This is a genomic window from Paraburkholderia caribensis (assembly GCF_002902945.1).
Classification (GTDB): domain Bacteria; phylum Pseudomonadota; class Gammaproteobacteria; order Burkholderiales; family Burkholderiaceae; genus Paraburkholderia; species Paraburkholderia caribensis.
The window spans coordinates 1236382-1250588 of sequence record NZ_CP026101.1; the positions used below are offsets into that span (position 1 = coordinate 1236382).

Annotated in this window: 10 protein-coding genes; 3 read left to right on the plus strand and 7 right to left on the minus strand. The window is 63.6% G+C overall.

The window, feature by feature from the left end; translation table 11 throughout:
• Positions 1-321: 321 nt before the first annotated feature.
• Complete coding sequence (locus tag C2L66_RS05505; RefSeq protein ID WP_060601494.1) at positions 322-2427, plus strand: YadA family autotransporter adhesin; 2106 nt, start codon at positions 322-324, stop codon at positions 2425-2427.
• A gap of 89 nt (positions 2428-2516) precedes the next feature.
• Here C2L66_RS05505 and C2L66_RS05510 read toward each other — a convergent pair whose 3' ends face one another.
• Both C2L66_RS05510 and C2L66_RS05515 read right to left on the minus strand, forming a co-directional pair.
• Positions 2517-3836 carry a DUF3443 domain-containing protein gene (locus tag C2L66_RS05510; RefSeq protein WP_060601491.1) on the minus strand — a complete coding sequence of 440 codons (1320 nt, stop codon included), beginning with the start codon at positions 3834-3836 and terminating at the stop codon, positions 2517-2519.
• An 11-nt stretch (positions 3837-3847) separates the two neighbouring features.
• On the minus strand, positions 3848-4327 hold the full coding sequence (locus tag C2L66_RS05515; protein WP_060601488.1) for a DUF2844 domain-containing protein: 480 nt from the start codon (positions 4325-4327) through the stop codon (positions 3848-3850).
• A 488-nt stretch (positions 4328-4815) separates the two neighbouring features.
• On the opposite strand from C2L66_RS05515, the gene bamC reads away from it, so the two are divergent.
• Positions 4816-6039: an outer membrane protein assembly factor BamC gene (gene bamC, locus C2L66_RS05520; RefSeq protein WP_060601485.1), complete on the plus strand. Its 1224-nt coding sequence runs from the start codon at positions 4816-4818 to the stop codon at positions 6037-6039.
• Positions 6040-6692: 653 nt separating this feature from the next.
• Here bamC and C2L66_RS05525 read toward each other — a convergent pair.
• The 5 genes from C2L66_RS05525 to thiC all read right to left on the minus strand — a co-directional run bounded on the left by C2L66_RS05525 (position 6693) and on the right by thiC (position 13075).
• Entirely contained in the window at positions 6693-7667 is a 975-nt protein-coding gene (locus C2L66_RS05525) for a DMT family transporter (protein WP_060601482.1), read from the minus strand.
• 129 nt (positions 7668-7796) lie between these two features.
• A complete protein-coding gene (locus C2L66_RS05530; RefSeq protein WP_060601479.1) occupies positions 7797-9395 on the minus strand; it encodes an L-lactate permease in 1599 nt (532 codons plus the stop codon).
• A gap of 332 nt (positions 9396-9727) precedes the next feature.
• Positions 9728-10321: a hypothetical protein gene (locus tag C2L66_RS05535; RefSeq protein WP_060601476.1), complete on the minus strand. Its 594-nt coding sequence runs from the start codon at positions 10319-10321 to the stop codon at positions 9728-9730.
• A 330-nt stretch (positions 10322-10651) separates the two neighbouring features.
• A complete protein-coding gene (locus tag C2L66_RS05540; RefSeq protein ID WP_012400913.1) occupies positions 10652-10864 on the minus strand; it encodes a glycine zipper 2TM domain-containing protein in 213 nt (70 codons plus the stop codon).
• 279 nt (positions 10865-11143) lie between these two features.
• Complete coding sequence (thiC, locus tag C2L66_RS05545) at positions 11144-13075, minus strand: phosphomethylpyrimidine synthase ThiC (protein WP_054934324.1); 1932 nt, start codon at positions 13073-13075, stop codon at positions 11144-11146.
• A 554-nt stretch (positions 13076-13629) separates the two neighbouring features.
• Here thiC and C2L66_RS05550 point away from each other — a divergent pair.
• Positions 13630-14091 (plus strand): hypothetical protein, encoded by a 462-nt coding sequence (locus tag C2L66_RS05550; protein ID WP_060601474.1) that lies wholly within the window; start codon positions 13630-13632, stop codon positions 14089-14091.
• Positions 14092-14207: the final 116 nt, after the last annotated feature.

Here is a 14207-nt window from a genome sequence, read left to right on the forward strand (position 1 = left end):
GGAGTTTTCTTGTATTGACGGATGAAGCGTCTCCGTAGGATTTGCCTGTCGTAACCGACATCGAAGAAGTGGCGGTACGTAGGAGGCATCCTTGCGGACGCGTAGGCGCAACTGTTTTTCGAATACTGTAATTACATTGATTCGGTATGCGAAGCAAATGCGCCGCGCCCCGTACGTTGCCGCGTTCTAGGGGAGAGGTTGTTACTCGTACCAAGGTTTTGGATGAGCAATTTGCAAAGTGGAACAGATGTTGGACGTGAGCGGGCTTCTTCGCCGGTTCGCCGCGGGAAAGGGCGCTTCGACCGCCGCGGGTATGCAGGGGTGGCCGTCGCGATCAGTGTCGGCACGATGGTAGGGGCGCCGCTGGCGGCGCGCGCTGCCCCCGTCACCGACTACATCGCGGTGAGCAATAACGTCATGACGGGCGCGCCCACCACGGCCGCGAACACCCTGAACACAATGGCCGTTGGGCCGTCCGCGGATGCGTGGGGCGACAACGCGCTGGCCGTCGGAGCAGGGGCGGGCGCGGCGCGCACCGGATCAACTGCGGTCGGCTCGCTGTCGGCAGCATTGGCTATGAACTCGACGGTGATCGGCTATGGCGCGTCGACAGGCTTCAATGCGGACCGGGCGGTGTCGATCGGCTATATGGCGGCGGCGGACGGCAGCGACTCGCTCGGGCTCGGTTCGTTTTCAGTTGCGACGGGGCAGCGCTCGCTCGCTTTCGGCTTCAACGCCTTCACCGGTTCGAACGCCACAGACAGCCTGGCGCTGGGGGCGAACAGCGTCGTCCTCGTGGACAACGCTGTCGCGTTGGGCGCGAACGCGAAGGCTGACCGGGCGAACACGGTGTCGGTGGGCAATGCAACGCTGCAACGCCAGATCGTCAATGTCGCAGCGGGCACGGCCACCACGGACGCGGTCAACGTCGGACAATTGCGGGATGCTGTGTCGTCGGGTCTGGCCGATGCCGTCATGTACGACTCGCCCGCACACGACGCCGTCACGCTGGGCGGCGTGACGGCAAGTGCGCCCGTGCGGCTCGGCAACGTGGCCAACGGTGCTGTCGATGCTGCCAGCCGCGACGCGATCAACGGTAGCCAACTGTACGGGCTGAGCGCAAGTGTTGCGTCGGCACTCGGTGGCGGCGCGTCGGTGTCTCCCGATGGCACGGTCGTGGCACCGACCTACCGCGTCGGCGGCAGCGTGTTTCGCAATGTCGGCGACGCGCTCGGCAATCTCGATACCCGGGTGACGACCAACACCAGCGCGATCAATGACCTCAACATCGCACTCGGCAACGTGATCAACAACGGCGTGGAACCGCGCTACTTCCATGCCAATTCGACACTTGCCGACTCGCTGGCAACAGGCGTGGAGTCCGTCGCGATCGGCGGCGGCGCGCAGGCTGCGTTTTCGAATTCGGTCGCGCTCGGTTCGAACGCGGTGGTGGATCGCGCCAATTCGGTGTCGGTGGGATCGGCGGGTAACGAGCGGCAGATCACGCATGTCGCCGCAGGTACGGCCGACACCGACGCAGTCAACGTCGCCCAGTTGAAGCAGGCGGGGCTGGTTGACGGCAATGGTCATATGGCGAGCGCGGTGGTCTATGACAACGCGGGCGGCCAGGTCGATTACGCGAGCGTGACGCTCGGGCAAGGCGTGGCGGGCGGCACTGTCATTCACAATCTGGCGAATGGCGTGCTTGCTGGCGACGCCGTCAACCTCAGTCAGTTGAACGACGCACTGAACAGCGTCATCAACGTTCAAACGGCGTCCACGCCATTCGTGAGCGCGAATGGAGATGCCGCGACGGAAGCCGCTTCCGCGACAGGTACCCATGCTACGGCGGTAGGCGCAGCCGCGCTCGCTAATGGCGTTCAGGCAACTGCGATCGGCGGCGGTGCGCGAGCCAATGCCGCCGCGGCGACGGCCATCGGCGCGCAGGCCGTCGTCAGTGGCGCGAACGCGTCGGCGTTTGGCGCGGGGAGCCAGGCCACCGCCAGCGGTTCGGTTGCGCTCGGGGCAGGCTCGGTTGCGGATCGGGCGAATACCGTCTCGGTGGGTCAGGCCGGCAGCGAGCGGCAGATCGTCAACGTCGCGCCCGGCACGCTCGGCACGGACGCGGTCAACCTGAACCAGTTGAATACGGCCGTCGACCAGACCTATCAGTCGATCAACGATCTCGACCGAAGCACGCGAAAAGGCATTGCCTCCGCTTCTGCCTTGCAGATCGTTACGCCGTATCTGCCCGGACGCACGACGCTCAACGCTGGTGTCGCCGGCTATCGCGGCCAGGCCGCATTCGGGTTGGGCGTGTCGCGCTGGAACGAGAAGGGGACGATCAACCTCAATGCTGGCGTAGCGTCGTCGGGCAGTAACAGCACGATTGTGCGTGCTGGTGTCGGCATCGTGCTCGGCAACTGACGCCGGTGATCTGGCACGGGGTCCGTTTCTTTGACACCCGTGCCATCCACCGCGACACGACCGTTCATCACCGCGCCTGAGCGGAAGGTTCAGAACGCGTAGAACGGTCCCTTGCCGGCGGAAGTCAGGCGCGATTCGATCGCAGTGTAGACCCGCCGTCCGAAGAAGAACGGCAGCCCCCAGTCGAACGCGTTCGAGGGGCCGCCAAGGTTATTGAACGCATTGTTTTGGGTGGCGAACAGCGCTTGCGCGTTGGCAATCGAAAATGCCGGTGAAGCCGATGCACCGTTGGTGCCCGTCACCGTCGCCGTCATCGATTGCGTCGACGCGGGGCACCACCAGAAGCCGCAACGCGCGAGTGTCGTGCTCGGGAAGAATAGGCCGTTCGAACCGCTGTCGAAAAAGCTTTGTGAATAGGGTTGTCCGTTGAGGGAGGTTGTCACATAGCCACTCGTCGTGTTGGCCTTCAGCACAGTCGCGTTGCCGAGCGTGTTGTTGGCCTGCGTGCCAATGCCGAAGATCATCGATCCAGCCAACGTCGCCGCGCCGTTCGGCCCCACGGCGGGCAGGTCGAGCACGATGCCGTTGTTGTCGAGCGCAAACTGGCTGATGGGGTTGGCCACCTGTTGAGCAAGGGGCTGTCTGGTCGATGTGCACGAGCCCGTCGAGTCGCACGCGTAATACCAACGGGGCAAGGCCGACGAGATACAGCCGCCGCCGCAATCGGCGGAAAATAGGCCGACGCCAAGAATGCCGTTCACGCGCAGCGCGCTGGGCGTCATCATTGGCAGGCCCGAAGCGGCGCAATCGGAGGGCACCGTCGGGACGGAAGGATCGGCGATCACCTGGATCGGGATGCCGGGCGCGAGCTGGCTGGCCATGCGGACATCGGCGGTGCGCACGGCGCCCCAGGTGAAGCCCGTTCCAAACACGCTGCATTCCCCGTTGACCGTGTTTGCCGTGCCCGCCGGTGGTGTGGCGGGCACGGCTGGCAGCACCAGGCTCGCCGGCAATTGTGAGGCAAGCACGCGCAGGCCCTGCGAACCCGTATCCACCTGCACGTTGTCGATCGTCACGCAATTCGACGTGCCGGGCACGCATACCGTCACGCTCGTCGTGAGCATGTTACGGGTCTGCGTGGGCGTCGACGTGACGACGACGGGGTGAACATTGGGGATCGTCGATTGCGGCACTGTCGCGACGGGCGCGCTCGCGGGCGCGGGCACGCTGGCCGATGCCGGGCTGCTGGCCGTCGCGCCAGGCGAAGCGGGTGTCGACTGGGGCGAATTCGCGGCGGTGTTCGTCGTGCTGGAACCGCCGCCGCCGCATCCCGCTACTATGACCAGTGTGGCGAGCGCGACGATCGTTCCCTGCGCAAAGCGAGCTGCGTCTATTAGTACGGTATTCATGGGACATCCCGTCAGCGCAGATCGGCGAGCGAAACGTCGGCTGGAAGGGCCGCCGGCAGCCACGCCCGACCGACATAACTGCGCATCTGTCCGCCCGATTCAACGATGACGTCCGCTTGCTCGACGCGCGATGCATGAAGATGTCCCGTCGCGTCGAACTGCGCCGCTGCCCGCGCGCGATAACGCTCGGAATACGGGCCTAGCATTCGCGTGAGATCCGGCATGGTCGGGCCTTGCCACGCGTAGGCGAAGATCAAACCGTCGCCCGTTGCATACTCGTTGATGGTCGTGCCGCCTGCATCGACGGTCGAGCGTACCCGCGCCGCGCTGCCCGGCAACACCCGCTGTGCCGGATTGCCGGTGACCTGGGACGCGGGCATCGTGCCGCCGAGCTGGGCGCGTGCGTCCTCGGTAGCGAGTCCGTTAGCGCACAGGGCGAATACGACGGATGCGGCGATGGCGGTCGCCGGATGAGTAGTGGTGAACGACATGTGCAACTCCCTCGGACCCTCGGATTTATTTTTGAGATCGTTATTTCAAGATAACACCGAGGTTTTGAGATGCGATTTGCGAGCGCAGAAACGTTACGTGCGTGCCTCGCCATACAACCTCTCGACCGCGCACATTTCATTCATGAAAATCAATGACATAGCGCAAGGCGATCGAGCCTCCCAGCCGCGCAAAACACTGTGGCGAAACGTTAAATATCGAGCCGAAGACCTGGCCAAAATGGAGACTTCCCGGCTCATTGTGAGATGATGCGTGCGGTTTTTTTGCGGCGCGGGGCCCCTACGCGAAAGTTCGTCATTCGAACTCCTGTCGCAAGCGAGCGGACGGGTCAATCGGGCCTCGACCGAACGGCTAAATGAGGCGCGGTAAGCCGCGCTTTTTGCACTTCGCGTCGCCGGGCCGGTAAAATGATGGGTTAGTCCACGGACTTGCCGTGGCTTCCGTGGCTTATAGGAAGGATTCCTGGAACATGACTGAACTTCGTCTTACCAAGCGGTTTGCAGCATTGCTGATGGCAGGCGGTCTGGTCGCCGGCTGCGGCACGTCGTCGCCGACCAAGATCGACTACAAGAGCGACTCGAAATCGAAGGAAGTGTCACTCGCTGTTCCGCCGAACATGCTCGAGGAAACCGCGGACCAGCGTTCGCTGCCGCCGCAAAGCGGTCAGACCTCGTTGTCCACGTTGCAGCAGGTGCAAAGCGATGCGCCGAACACGGCAGTGGTCGCACCCGCCGTCGCCGGCATGCACATCCAGCGTGACGGCACGGAAAGCTGGCTCGTCCTCGACAATCAGAGCCCGGACAAGGCGTGGCCGCAAATCCGCCGTTTCTGGCAGGAGCAGGGCTTTCTGCTCGTCGTCGACCAGCGCGACAAGGGCGTGATGGAGACGGACTGGAACGAAACGCATCCGTCCATCAACGACGGCCTGATCCGCAGCACGCTGTCGAAGGCGATGGGCAACTCGTACGTGACGGCCGAGCGCAACAAATACCGCACCCGTCTGGAAGCGGCGCCGAACGGCGGCACGTATGTGTTCATCAGCCAGAAGGGCCTGCGCGAAGCGCTCAGCGGCGTGAACAACGACACCAGCAAGTGGGAACCGAAGCCGAATGATCCCGCGCTCGAAACCGAATACCTGAAGCGCCTGATGGCGACGCTCGCCAAGAACGACACGGGCACGCGTACTGCGAATGCGGCGGCAGATGTATCGCCGGCCGGCTCGCAAACGTCGCCCAATGCGGCGACGAGCGGCGCGAAATCGGCGGCGGCCGCAACGGCTGCGCAGAACGTCGCGCTGGCCGGACAGACGCCCATGCGCGATCCGTCGTCGGCGGATACGTCGGCGCAGTTCTCGTCGACCGAGCTGACGCTTGGCGAGCCGTATGACCGCGCATGGCTGCGCGTCGGTCTCGCACTCGACCGCAGCAATTTTACGGTCGACGACCGCGATCTCACGCGCGGCCTCTACTTTGTCCGCTATGTCGACCCGAAGGACATGACGTCGGCCGAGCAGGGCTTCTGGAGCCAGGTGTTCCACGGCCGCAAGGAGAAGGTCGCCAAGCAGTATCGCGTGAACGTGCGCGCGGTGACGCCGAACCAGACGCGCGTCGCCGTCGTCGACGACAAGGGCGATGTCGATTCGTCGCCGCAAGCAAAGCAGATCATGTCGCTGATGGTCGATCAGCTGCATTGACGCCGATGGCTGCGCCCCGCGCGCGGCCGCCTGAAAAAAGCCCGCGTGACGGATATCGTCACGCGGGCTTTTTTATCGCCGTCGCGTTGTCGATCAGGCCAACATTCAAAAAATGAGCCGGTCCGACGTCATGCCTTGCCGGATGTGGATTGTGAGCCTGATTGCTTGCTGTGATGTGCTACGTGGCGCGGCGCGGACTTCACGGACCGCGCAACACCCATTGACCATGACAACGCTGGGCCGCACCCGTCGCGCCGGCGCGTAACGTGACGTTACGCCGTAACATGCGCCGCACACGGCGGCCGGCAACGCTATCCATTTCGATTCTCCACACCCTATCAAGCGTTTGCGCGAGACAAGCTGCAGCGCGCGTGTTTGGCACGCTAGCTGCTTTTAATTGCCCCGAGATTGAGCCTGAGGCAACGGGATTCGCGGGAAGTCTGACCGTGAACTTGCTCAGGCTTTGCGCCCGCTGCGCATCGATGTGCTTATCGCGGGATATGGACGGGCGTCTGGGCGCGCCCGTCTCGGTGGCCCCGTCGCCTATCCTCGTAGGGCGGCGGTTTCGCCCGCGCTCCATGGTTGGAGCGCGGGCCATTTTTTGTGTTGCCGCTAGCGTTACCAGCAGGTCCAACGCAGGGCAGGTCGGCGAATCAGCAGCGCTCGCTCACGCGGCGTCCGCCAAAGCCAGGAATCCGCTTGATGACACCCGTCGAGAGCGCGGTGCCGATGAGAATCACCGCGCAGCCCGTGAGCATGCCCATCGACACATGCTCGCTGAGAAACAGTGCGCCCCACAGGATGCCGAAGATGGGGATCACGAACGTCACAGTGATCGCACGCGCGGGACCGGCGACGGCGATCAGATGGAAGAACAGCATGTAGGCGATGCCCGTGCACGCGACGCCCATCGCGATCACCGAGCCCCACGCCTTCATGGACGGCGCAGCGGCGGGCCACGACGACACGGCGAGCGGCAACAGCACGATCGTCGCGCCGATCATCGTGCCCGTCGCGACCGTCAGCGCGTCGACGCCAGTCAGATGCTTTTTCGTGTAGCTGGCGGCGATGCCGTATAGCAGCGTCGCGCCGAGCGCGGCGGCGGCCGCGAGCGCCGTCGTCGCAGGCGAAATGTTCGCGCCGCCCGGCGTGGCGATCTGATCCCAGACGAGCATCAGCACGCCCGCGAAGCCGATCGCGAGACCGACAGTGCGCAGCACGCTCAGACGGTCCTTGAGCCACAGGAAGGCGACGACCGCGCCCCACAGCGGCGTGGTGGCGTTGATCACGGAGGTGACGCCCGCCGACAGCGTGATCTCCGCATACGCGAACAGGCAGAACGGCGCGGCCGAATTGAGAATGCCGACGACGAGCAACGGCAGTGCGCGCGTGCGCAACGTCGCCGCCGACTCGCGCAACGGACGCCGCGCGACGAGCACGGCCAGCAGGAACAGCGCGCCGATGCCCACACGCAGCGCCATCAGCGGCGCGACGCCGAAGTCGCTCACGCCGACGCGAATGAACAGGAACGACGCGCCCCAGAGTGCGGCGAGGATGAGAAGCTGGAAGATGTTGACTGGATTCATCGTGAAGGTGTCGCGCGCAGTTGAGTCGCGATGCGTACGCATGCTAACACCGGGATTACGCGCGTCGTTTCACGTTGAGATGAAACAGCAAGAATCGACAATTCGCCGTCAGGAATCGGCGCTATCACGCGGGCGCGAAGCGTGTCGCGACCGCGTTGCCATACACAGGCGTCAGTGCGGAATCATCCATTGCAGCACGTTCTGCTGCAGCCACACGAGAATGCCGAGCAGGACGGTCAGCAGCATCGAATGCTTGAAGGTCTTCGCGAACACATAGCCTTCCTTGCCCTTGAGATCGGTCGTCGCGACGCCTGTGGCAATGTTTTGCGGCGAGATCATCTTGCCCATCACGCCGCCCGACGAGTTGGTCGCGGCCATCAGCACCGGGTTCAGGTTCAGCTGATTCGCTGCGACCACCTGCAGGTTGCCGAACAGCGCGTTGCCCGACGTATCGCTGCCCGACAGGAACACGGCGACCCAGCCGAGGAATGCCGACACCAGCGGGAAGAACGCGCCTACGGATGCCACGCCGAGACCCAGCGTGTAGTTCATGCCCGAATAGTTCATCAGGTACGCGAGGCCGACGATGGTCGCCACCGTCAGAATGGCGATGCGCGTCTGCACCCATGTATCGACGATCGCCCGGCCGAAGTCGCCGGGTTTCAGCTTGACGACGAACGCCGTGATGATCGCCGCGACGAGAATCGCGGTGCCTGTCGCGAGCGGCTGGAAGTCCCAGATCGCGCCGTACGGCGCGTTGTACAGCGTGATGAAGACAGCCTTGTCGAGACCCGGCCAAGGCACTTTCACGTCGCCGATCATGAAGATCTTCGCGATCGTCCAGATGATTACGACAGCCGACACGATCAGCCACGGATACCAGCCTTCCGCGCCCGTGATCTTGCCGCGCGTCTCGTTCACGCGATCGACGTTGACGGCGAACGCGGGATCGGCGGCGGGGCGCCAGACGCGCAGGAAGGCAATTGTCAGGATCAGCGAAACCAGCGACGACAGCACGTCCGTCAAACTGTAGTTGATGAAGTTCGACGTGAAGAACTGCGTCAGCGCGAAGCTGCCGCCCGACACCAGCAGCACGGGCCACACACGCAGCATGTTGCGAAAGCCGGCATACACGCCGATCACGTAGAACGGCAGCAGCAGCGCGAAGAACGGCAACTGGCGGCCGACCATTTTGGCGAGCGCGTCGGTGGGCAGGTGGGTGACTGCGCCGAGCACCGTGATGGGCACGCCGAGCGCGCCGAATGCCACGGGCGCCGTGTTGAAGATCAGCGTGAAGGTCAGCGCTTCGAGCGGCGGGAAGCCCAGCAGGATCAGCAGCGAACTGGTGATCGCGATCGGCGTGCCGAAGCCCGAAATGCCCTCGAACAGCGCGCCGAACGAAAAGCCGATCACGACCAGCACGATGCGCCGGTCGTTGGGCAGATTGTCGATCATCCACATGCGGAAAGCGGCGAAGCGGCCCGAATGCTGCGCGATGTTGTAGAGCAGGATCGCGGTGACGACGATCCACATCACGGGCCAGCAGGCGAACACCGCACCCGCCGCGACGGAATCGAGCGCGAGGCCGACGGGAAAGTGCCAGCCGACGATCGCAATCAGCAATCCGACGACGAGGCCGGCCAGCGAAGCCTGCCACGCCGGACGACGTGCCCAGCCGAGCAGCACCAGCACGACGAGAATGGGCAATGCGGCAACGAGGAACGAGGGCAACAGCGAATTGCCGATGGGAGTCAGAAACTGGTGGAACATCACGTCTCCATGATCGTTGTTCGATTCGACGCGGAGACTGGACCTACGCGGCGAAGCGGCAGGGCTGGACGGATGAAAGCGGCGTAGCGCGCGCAAATAGGGAGGCAGGAGTACGCGCGACGTCGGATCACGCAATTAAACAGATGTTGCAGAAGCAACCGCCAGCATAGAGCGCTGGCGATTCCCGTCAAGCAGGGAAAACGAAGAAGGTTGTTGCGGGAATAGAAGTGGCTGCTGATTCGTAGCGGCGCGTTCGGTTGCGTTCGCGGGACAGGACCGCGAACGTCATCGTCACCGCCAACGCCTGCCGGATTCGATACGGTTCGGATCGGTCAGTGCGAGCGCCCGTGGCCCCCGCCGGCCCATGCATTGCCGCCGCCCCAGCCGCCGTGACCTCCGCCCCAACCGCCATGGCCGCCACCCCAGCCGCCATGACCTCCGCCGTAGTAGCCGTGCCCGTGTCCCCAGTAGCCATGGCCGCCCCAGTAGCCGCGATGTCCCCAGTAGCCATAGTGGCCGCCGCAGCATCCGCCCCAATAGCCGAAGCTCAGCGAGATCGACGGTCCCCACCAGCCGGGCCAGCCGTAGTAGGGGTAACCGTAGGGATAGACGGGATAGGCGACGGGGTAGTACGCAGGCGCGGCGGCGTAAGCGACGGTGGTGTCGTAGCCGGGTGCTGCCGGATAGGACGCGTTGTCGCCAGGCATCGTGAATTGCGTCTGCGCAGCGGCCTGGGCGGGATCGCCAGGTCCGACGGGCATCTCCTGCTGCGTTGCCGCCGTGGGCACGGCGGGATAAGCGGGGTAGTACCCGTAGCCGGGATAGTAGCCGTACGGCGCATAGTAGTAGCAGCCGGACAGCACGCCCGACAGTGCCAGCGCTGCAACGGCGCTGGCGGCGCGCAGCGTTGCATCGAGCGGTTTCATGACGTGCTCCTCGTTATCTCGCGGCGCGCCTTTCGCGCGCTTTATTTATGGAGCTTACGCCAGCGTTTCAACCCGCACGTCACAAAGTGGTAACCGCGTATTTCATGCGCGATCAGTCAAAGGACATGTCCGGCGCGTACGTGCGCGCCGGACTTTGCCCATCTCCCTTCGGCCTTGAAATCCCGAGCCCGCAACCGCGCGGACTCGGAATTCGAAGCCGTTTGCCTGCATCGCCTTCGACGGCGATTTGTCGTATTACTGATATCCCTTATGCGCGCGTCGCTGTTAAAGAGCCGGCGCTTGAATCAACGGCTCGACGTGTCACACGCGTCACTTGCCGACCTGATTGCCGATCACGCCGCCGACGGCCGCGCCACCCAGTGTCGACAGCGCGTTGCCGCCGATCGCCGCGCCCGCAGCTCCGCCGACGCCCGCGCCGATAGCCGTGTCGCGCTGCCGCCGGGTCATGCCGTCGCATGCGGAGAGGCTTGCCACCACGGCCACGAGCGTAGCCAGCGCACCGATTCGATGGAAGGTTTTCATGATTGCGTCTCCCTGACGTTTCTATCGACGGGACTCGCAAATCGCGATCCCGATCTGGTGAATCGATGGTATCGCCGGGGGCCGTTTCTGTTTGTATGGGCTTGTCAGCAAAGTGTCGGTTTGGTAATCAAATGTTTCGACGCATCGAACAATCACGCCATAACGTAAAAAGCACATGCAGACGCCATGCGATGCGGTAAAAAACGCGCGCAAAAAAGCCCGCCTGAACTGCGGGCGGGCTTCACATCCAGCGGCATCACAACGCTCGCTGATTCACATTCACTGCCGCTGATAAATCTCCGCCCCGTTCTTGATGAACTCGACGGCCTTCACTTCCATACCCTTCTTCAGCGCCTCGGTGTCGCTCATGCCTTCTTTCGCCGCGTAGTCGCGCACGTCCTGCGTGATCTTCATCGAGCAGAAGTGCGGACCGCACATCGAACAGAAGTGCGCCACCTTCGCGGAATCCTTCGGCAAGGTTTCGTCATGGAATTCGCGCGCCTTGTCGGGATCGAGACCGATGTTGAACTGGTCTTCCCAGCGGAACTCGAAGCGCGCCTTGCTCAATGCGTTGTCGCGCACCTGCGCGCCGGGATGGCCCTTCGCCAGATCGGCGGCGTGCGCGGCGAGCTTGTAGGTGATGATGCCCGTCTTCACGTCGTCCTTGTTGGGCAGGCCCAGGTGCTCCTTCGGCGTCACGTAGCACAGCATCGCCGTGCCGAACCAGCCGATCATCGCCGCGCCGATGCCCGACGTAATGTGGTCGTAACCGGGCGCGATGTCCGTCGTCAGCGGCCCGAGCGTGTAGAACGGCGCTTCGTCGCACCATTCCAGCTGCAGGTCCATGTTCTCCTTGATGAGCTGCATGGGAACGTGGCCGGGACCTTCGATCATCACCTGCACGTCGTGCTTCCACGCGATCTGCGTGAGTTCGCCGAGCGTCTTCAGCTCGCCGAGCTGCGCTTCGTCGTTCGCGTCGTAGATCGAGCCGGGACGCAGGCCGTCGCCGAGCGAGAAGCTCACGTCGTACGCCTTCATGATTTCGCAGATGTCCTCGAAGTGCTCGTACAGGAAGCTTTCCTTGTGATGCGCGAGACACCATTTCGCCATGATCGAGCCGCCGCGCGACACGATGCCCGTCATCCGGTTGGCAGTGAGCGGCACGTACTGCAGACGCACGCCCGCATGGATCGTGAAGTAGTCGACGCCTTGTTCGGCCTGTTCAATGAGGGTGTCGCGGAAGATTTCCCACGTCAGGTCCTCGGCCTTGCCGTTGACCTTTTCGAGCGCCTGATAGATCGGCACGGTGCCGATCGGCACGGGCGAATTGCGGATGATCCATTCACGCGTCTCATGAATGTGCTTGCCCGTGGACAGATCCATCACCGTGTCGCCGCCCCAGCGGATCGCCCACGTCATCTTGTCGACTTCCTCGCCGATCGACGACGTGACGGCGGAATTGCCGATGTTCGCATTGATCTTCACGAGGAAGTTGCGGCCGATGATCATCGGCTCGCTTTCCGGGTGATTGATGTTCGCCGGGATGATCGCGCGGCCGCGCGCGACTTCCTCGCGCACGAACTCGGGCGTGATTTCCGTCAGTCCGTTCGGGCCGAACGCGCTGGCGCCGAATGCCTGGCCGGGATGCTGGCGGCCCATCATCGCGGCCAGCTTCGCGCCCGTCGGGCCGCTGGTCTTCAGGCTCTCCAGATACTCGGCGCGGCGCTGGTTCTCGCGAATCGCGATGTATTCCATTTCCGGCGTGATGATCCCTTGCTTCGCGTAGTGCATCTGCGAGACGTTCTTGCCGGGCTGCGCGCGGCGCGGCGTGCGATGCAGGCCGGGGAAGCGCAGTTGCTCGGTGGCGGGATCGGCGGCGCGCTCGCGGCCGTATTCGCTCGACAAACCGTCCAGCGATTGCGTGTCGCCGCGTGCCTCGATCCAGCCCTGACGCAGCGCGGGCAGGCCGGCGCGGATGTCGATCTTTGCGTCGGGATCGGTATACGGGCCCGATGTGTCGTACACGTAGATGGGCGGATTCTTCTCGCCGCCGAAGCCCGTCGGCGTATCCGATTGCGTAATTTCACGCATCGGCACGCGGATATCGGGTCGTGAGCCCGTCACGTAGACCTTGCGCGAGTTCGGCAGCGGCGCGACGGCGGCTTCGTCGACGTGGGCGTTCGCAGAAATGAATTTCGGGTTGGCGTTCATGCGTCTCTCCATGCAAATGTGGGGCGTTACAGCTACGCAGGAGAACGAGACGGTGGGGAAGTGGACCGGGTTCGCGCGAGGAGGGTGAAACACTACAGCAGGTGAAGCGGCGAGCCCGAACGCTTCCCTGCGCTGGCATTATCCAGATCAGGTTCAAAGGGTATTTCTCACCCACGCCATGCGGTGCCCGTTGTCTTTCAGGCGACGCACAACGCAGGACCCCCGCGTTAGCAGCGCACACGATACCCTGGCCGGGCCGGGTTTGGCAACTTGTCTCGAAATTGGCGAAACGCGCAGGCGCCGCGCACGATTTGCGCGTGCCATGGCGGGCGGGAAAGCCGCGCTGCATTCGGTGTGCTGGCGATTGCATCGCCCGCGTGCGGCACGCGTGCCACTCAGGCGGTTATGTCATCAATGCGGTGGAGAAAGGATTTTTGTCCCCGGGCAAACATTCGTCCGCTCTGTTCAAGTTTGCCCGATCCGGGCCGATACACCCTTCGAGGCAAATCATTGATCAGTCAGCCTAAATAAAACCAGTTTGAAAGGATCGTGCAATGAAAGCATCGAATCGGGCGCCCGGGATGGTGGCCGCCTGTGTCGCGATGGCGGGGCTCTGGCCGCCGATGGCGCTCGCCGCGGCGTCGTTCGAGCCGGGAGGAACCATCACGTTCAAGGGGGCGATCGTCGCGCCGCCGTACGCTATCGAGCGTAATGTTCTGGATAATTATCGAGGATTCCATACGGAAGATTTGAGCGTGAAGCATGAATCGACGATCGATTTGACGTTCACGCCCGCATCCGATACCTCGCCGGCCGCGCATATTGCCGTGCTCGTCAATACGGACGCGGGCGTCGCCGCGCCGCGCACGCTCAAGACACGATTCACCGACAACGCGAATCGCGTCACGCAGGCAGCGCGCGCGGAGTACAGCGTGGGCCGCGCGGGCGGCACGCTGTCGATCATGGGCGGCGCGCCAACGGAAAATGCCGTGACGGTGCTGGTGAGCTACGACTGACCGGGGCGAATTCCAGTGGTGTCGCAATTGACACCCACGCTCGCCTTTTCATCCCGCTTGCAACGAAAGTTACGATTCTCTTGCCGGCGGATTGCCCAGATATTGCATAATGCTCG

What these genes read in the sequence shown, in the direction of transcription:
- C2L66_RS05510 (WP_060601491.1), bottom strand. Translation starts at nt 3,836, where the DNA reads ATGAATACCGTACTAATAGACGCAGCTCGCTTTGCGCAGGGAACGATC.
- bamC (WP_060601485.1), top strand. Translation starts at nt 4,816, where the DNA reads ATGACTGAACTTCGTCTTACCAAGCGGTTTGCAGCATTGCTGATGGCA.
- C2L66_RS05530 (WP_060601479.1), bottom strand. Translation starts at nt 9,395, where the DNA reads ATGTTCCACCAGTTTCTGACTCCCATCGGCAATTCGCTGTTGCCCTCG.
- C2L66_RS05525 (WP_060601482.1), bottom strand. Translation starts at nt 7,667, where the DNA reads ATGCGTACGCATCGCGACTCAACTGCGCGCGACACCTTCACGATGAAT.
- thiC (WP_054934324.1), bottom strand. Translation starts at nt 13,075, where the DNA reads ATGAACGCCAACCCGAAATTCATTTCTGCGAACGCCCACGTCGACGAA.
- C2L66_RS05515 (WP_060601488.1), bottom strand. Translation starts at nt 4,327, where the DNA reads ATGTCGTTCACCACTACTCATCCGGCGACCGCCATCGCCGCATCCGTC.
- C2L66_RS05540 (WP_012400913.1), bottom strand. Translation starts at nt 10,864, where the DNA reads ATGAAAACCTTCCATCGAATCGGTGCGCTGGCTACGCTCGTGGCCGTG.
- C2L66_RS05550 (WP_060601474.1), top strand. Translation starts at nt 13,630, where the DNA reads ATGAAAGCATCGAATCGGGCGCCCGGGATGGTGGCCGCCTGTGTCGCG.
- C2L66_RS05535 (WP_060601476.1), bottom strand. Translation starts at nt 10,321, where the DNA reads ATGAAACCGCTCGATGCAACGCTGCGCGCCGCCAGCGCCGTTGCAGCG.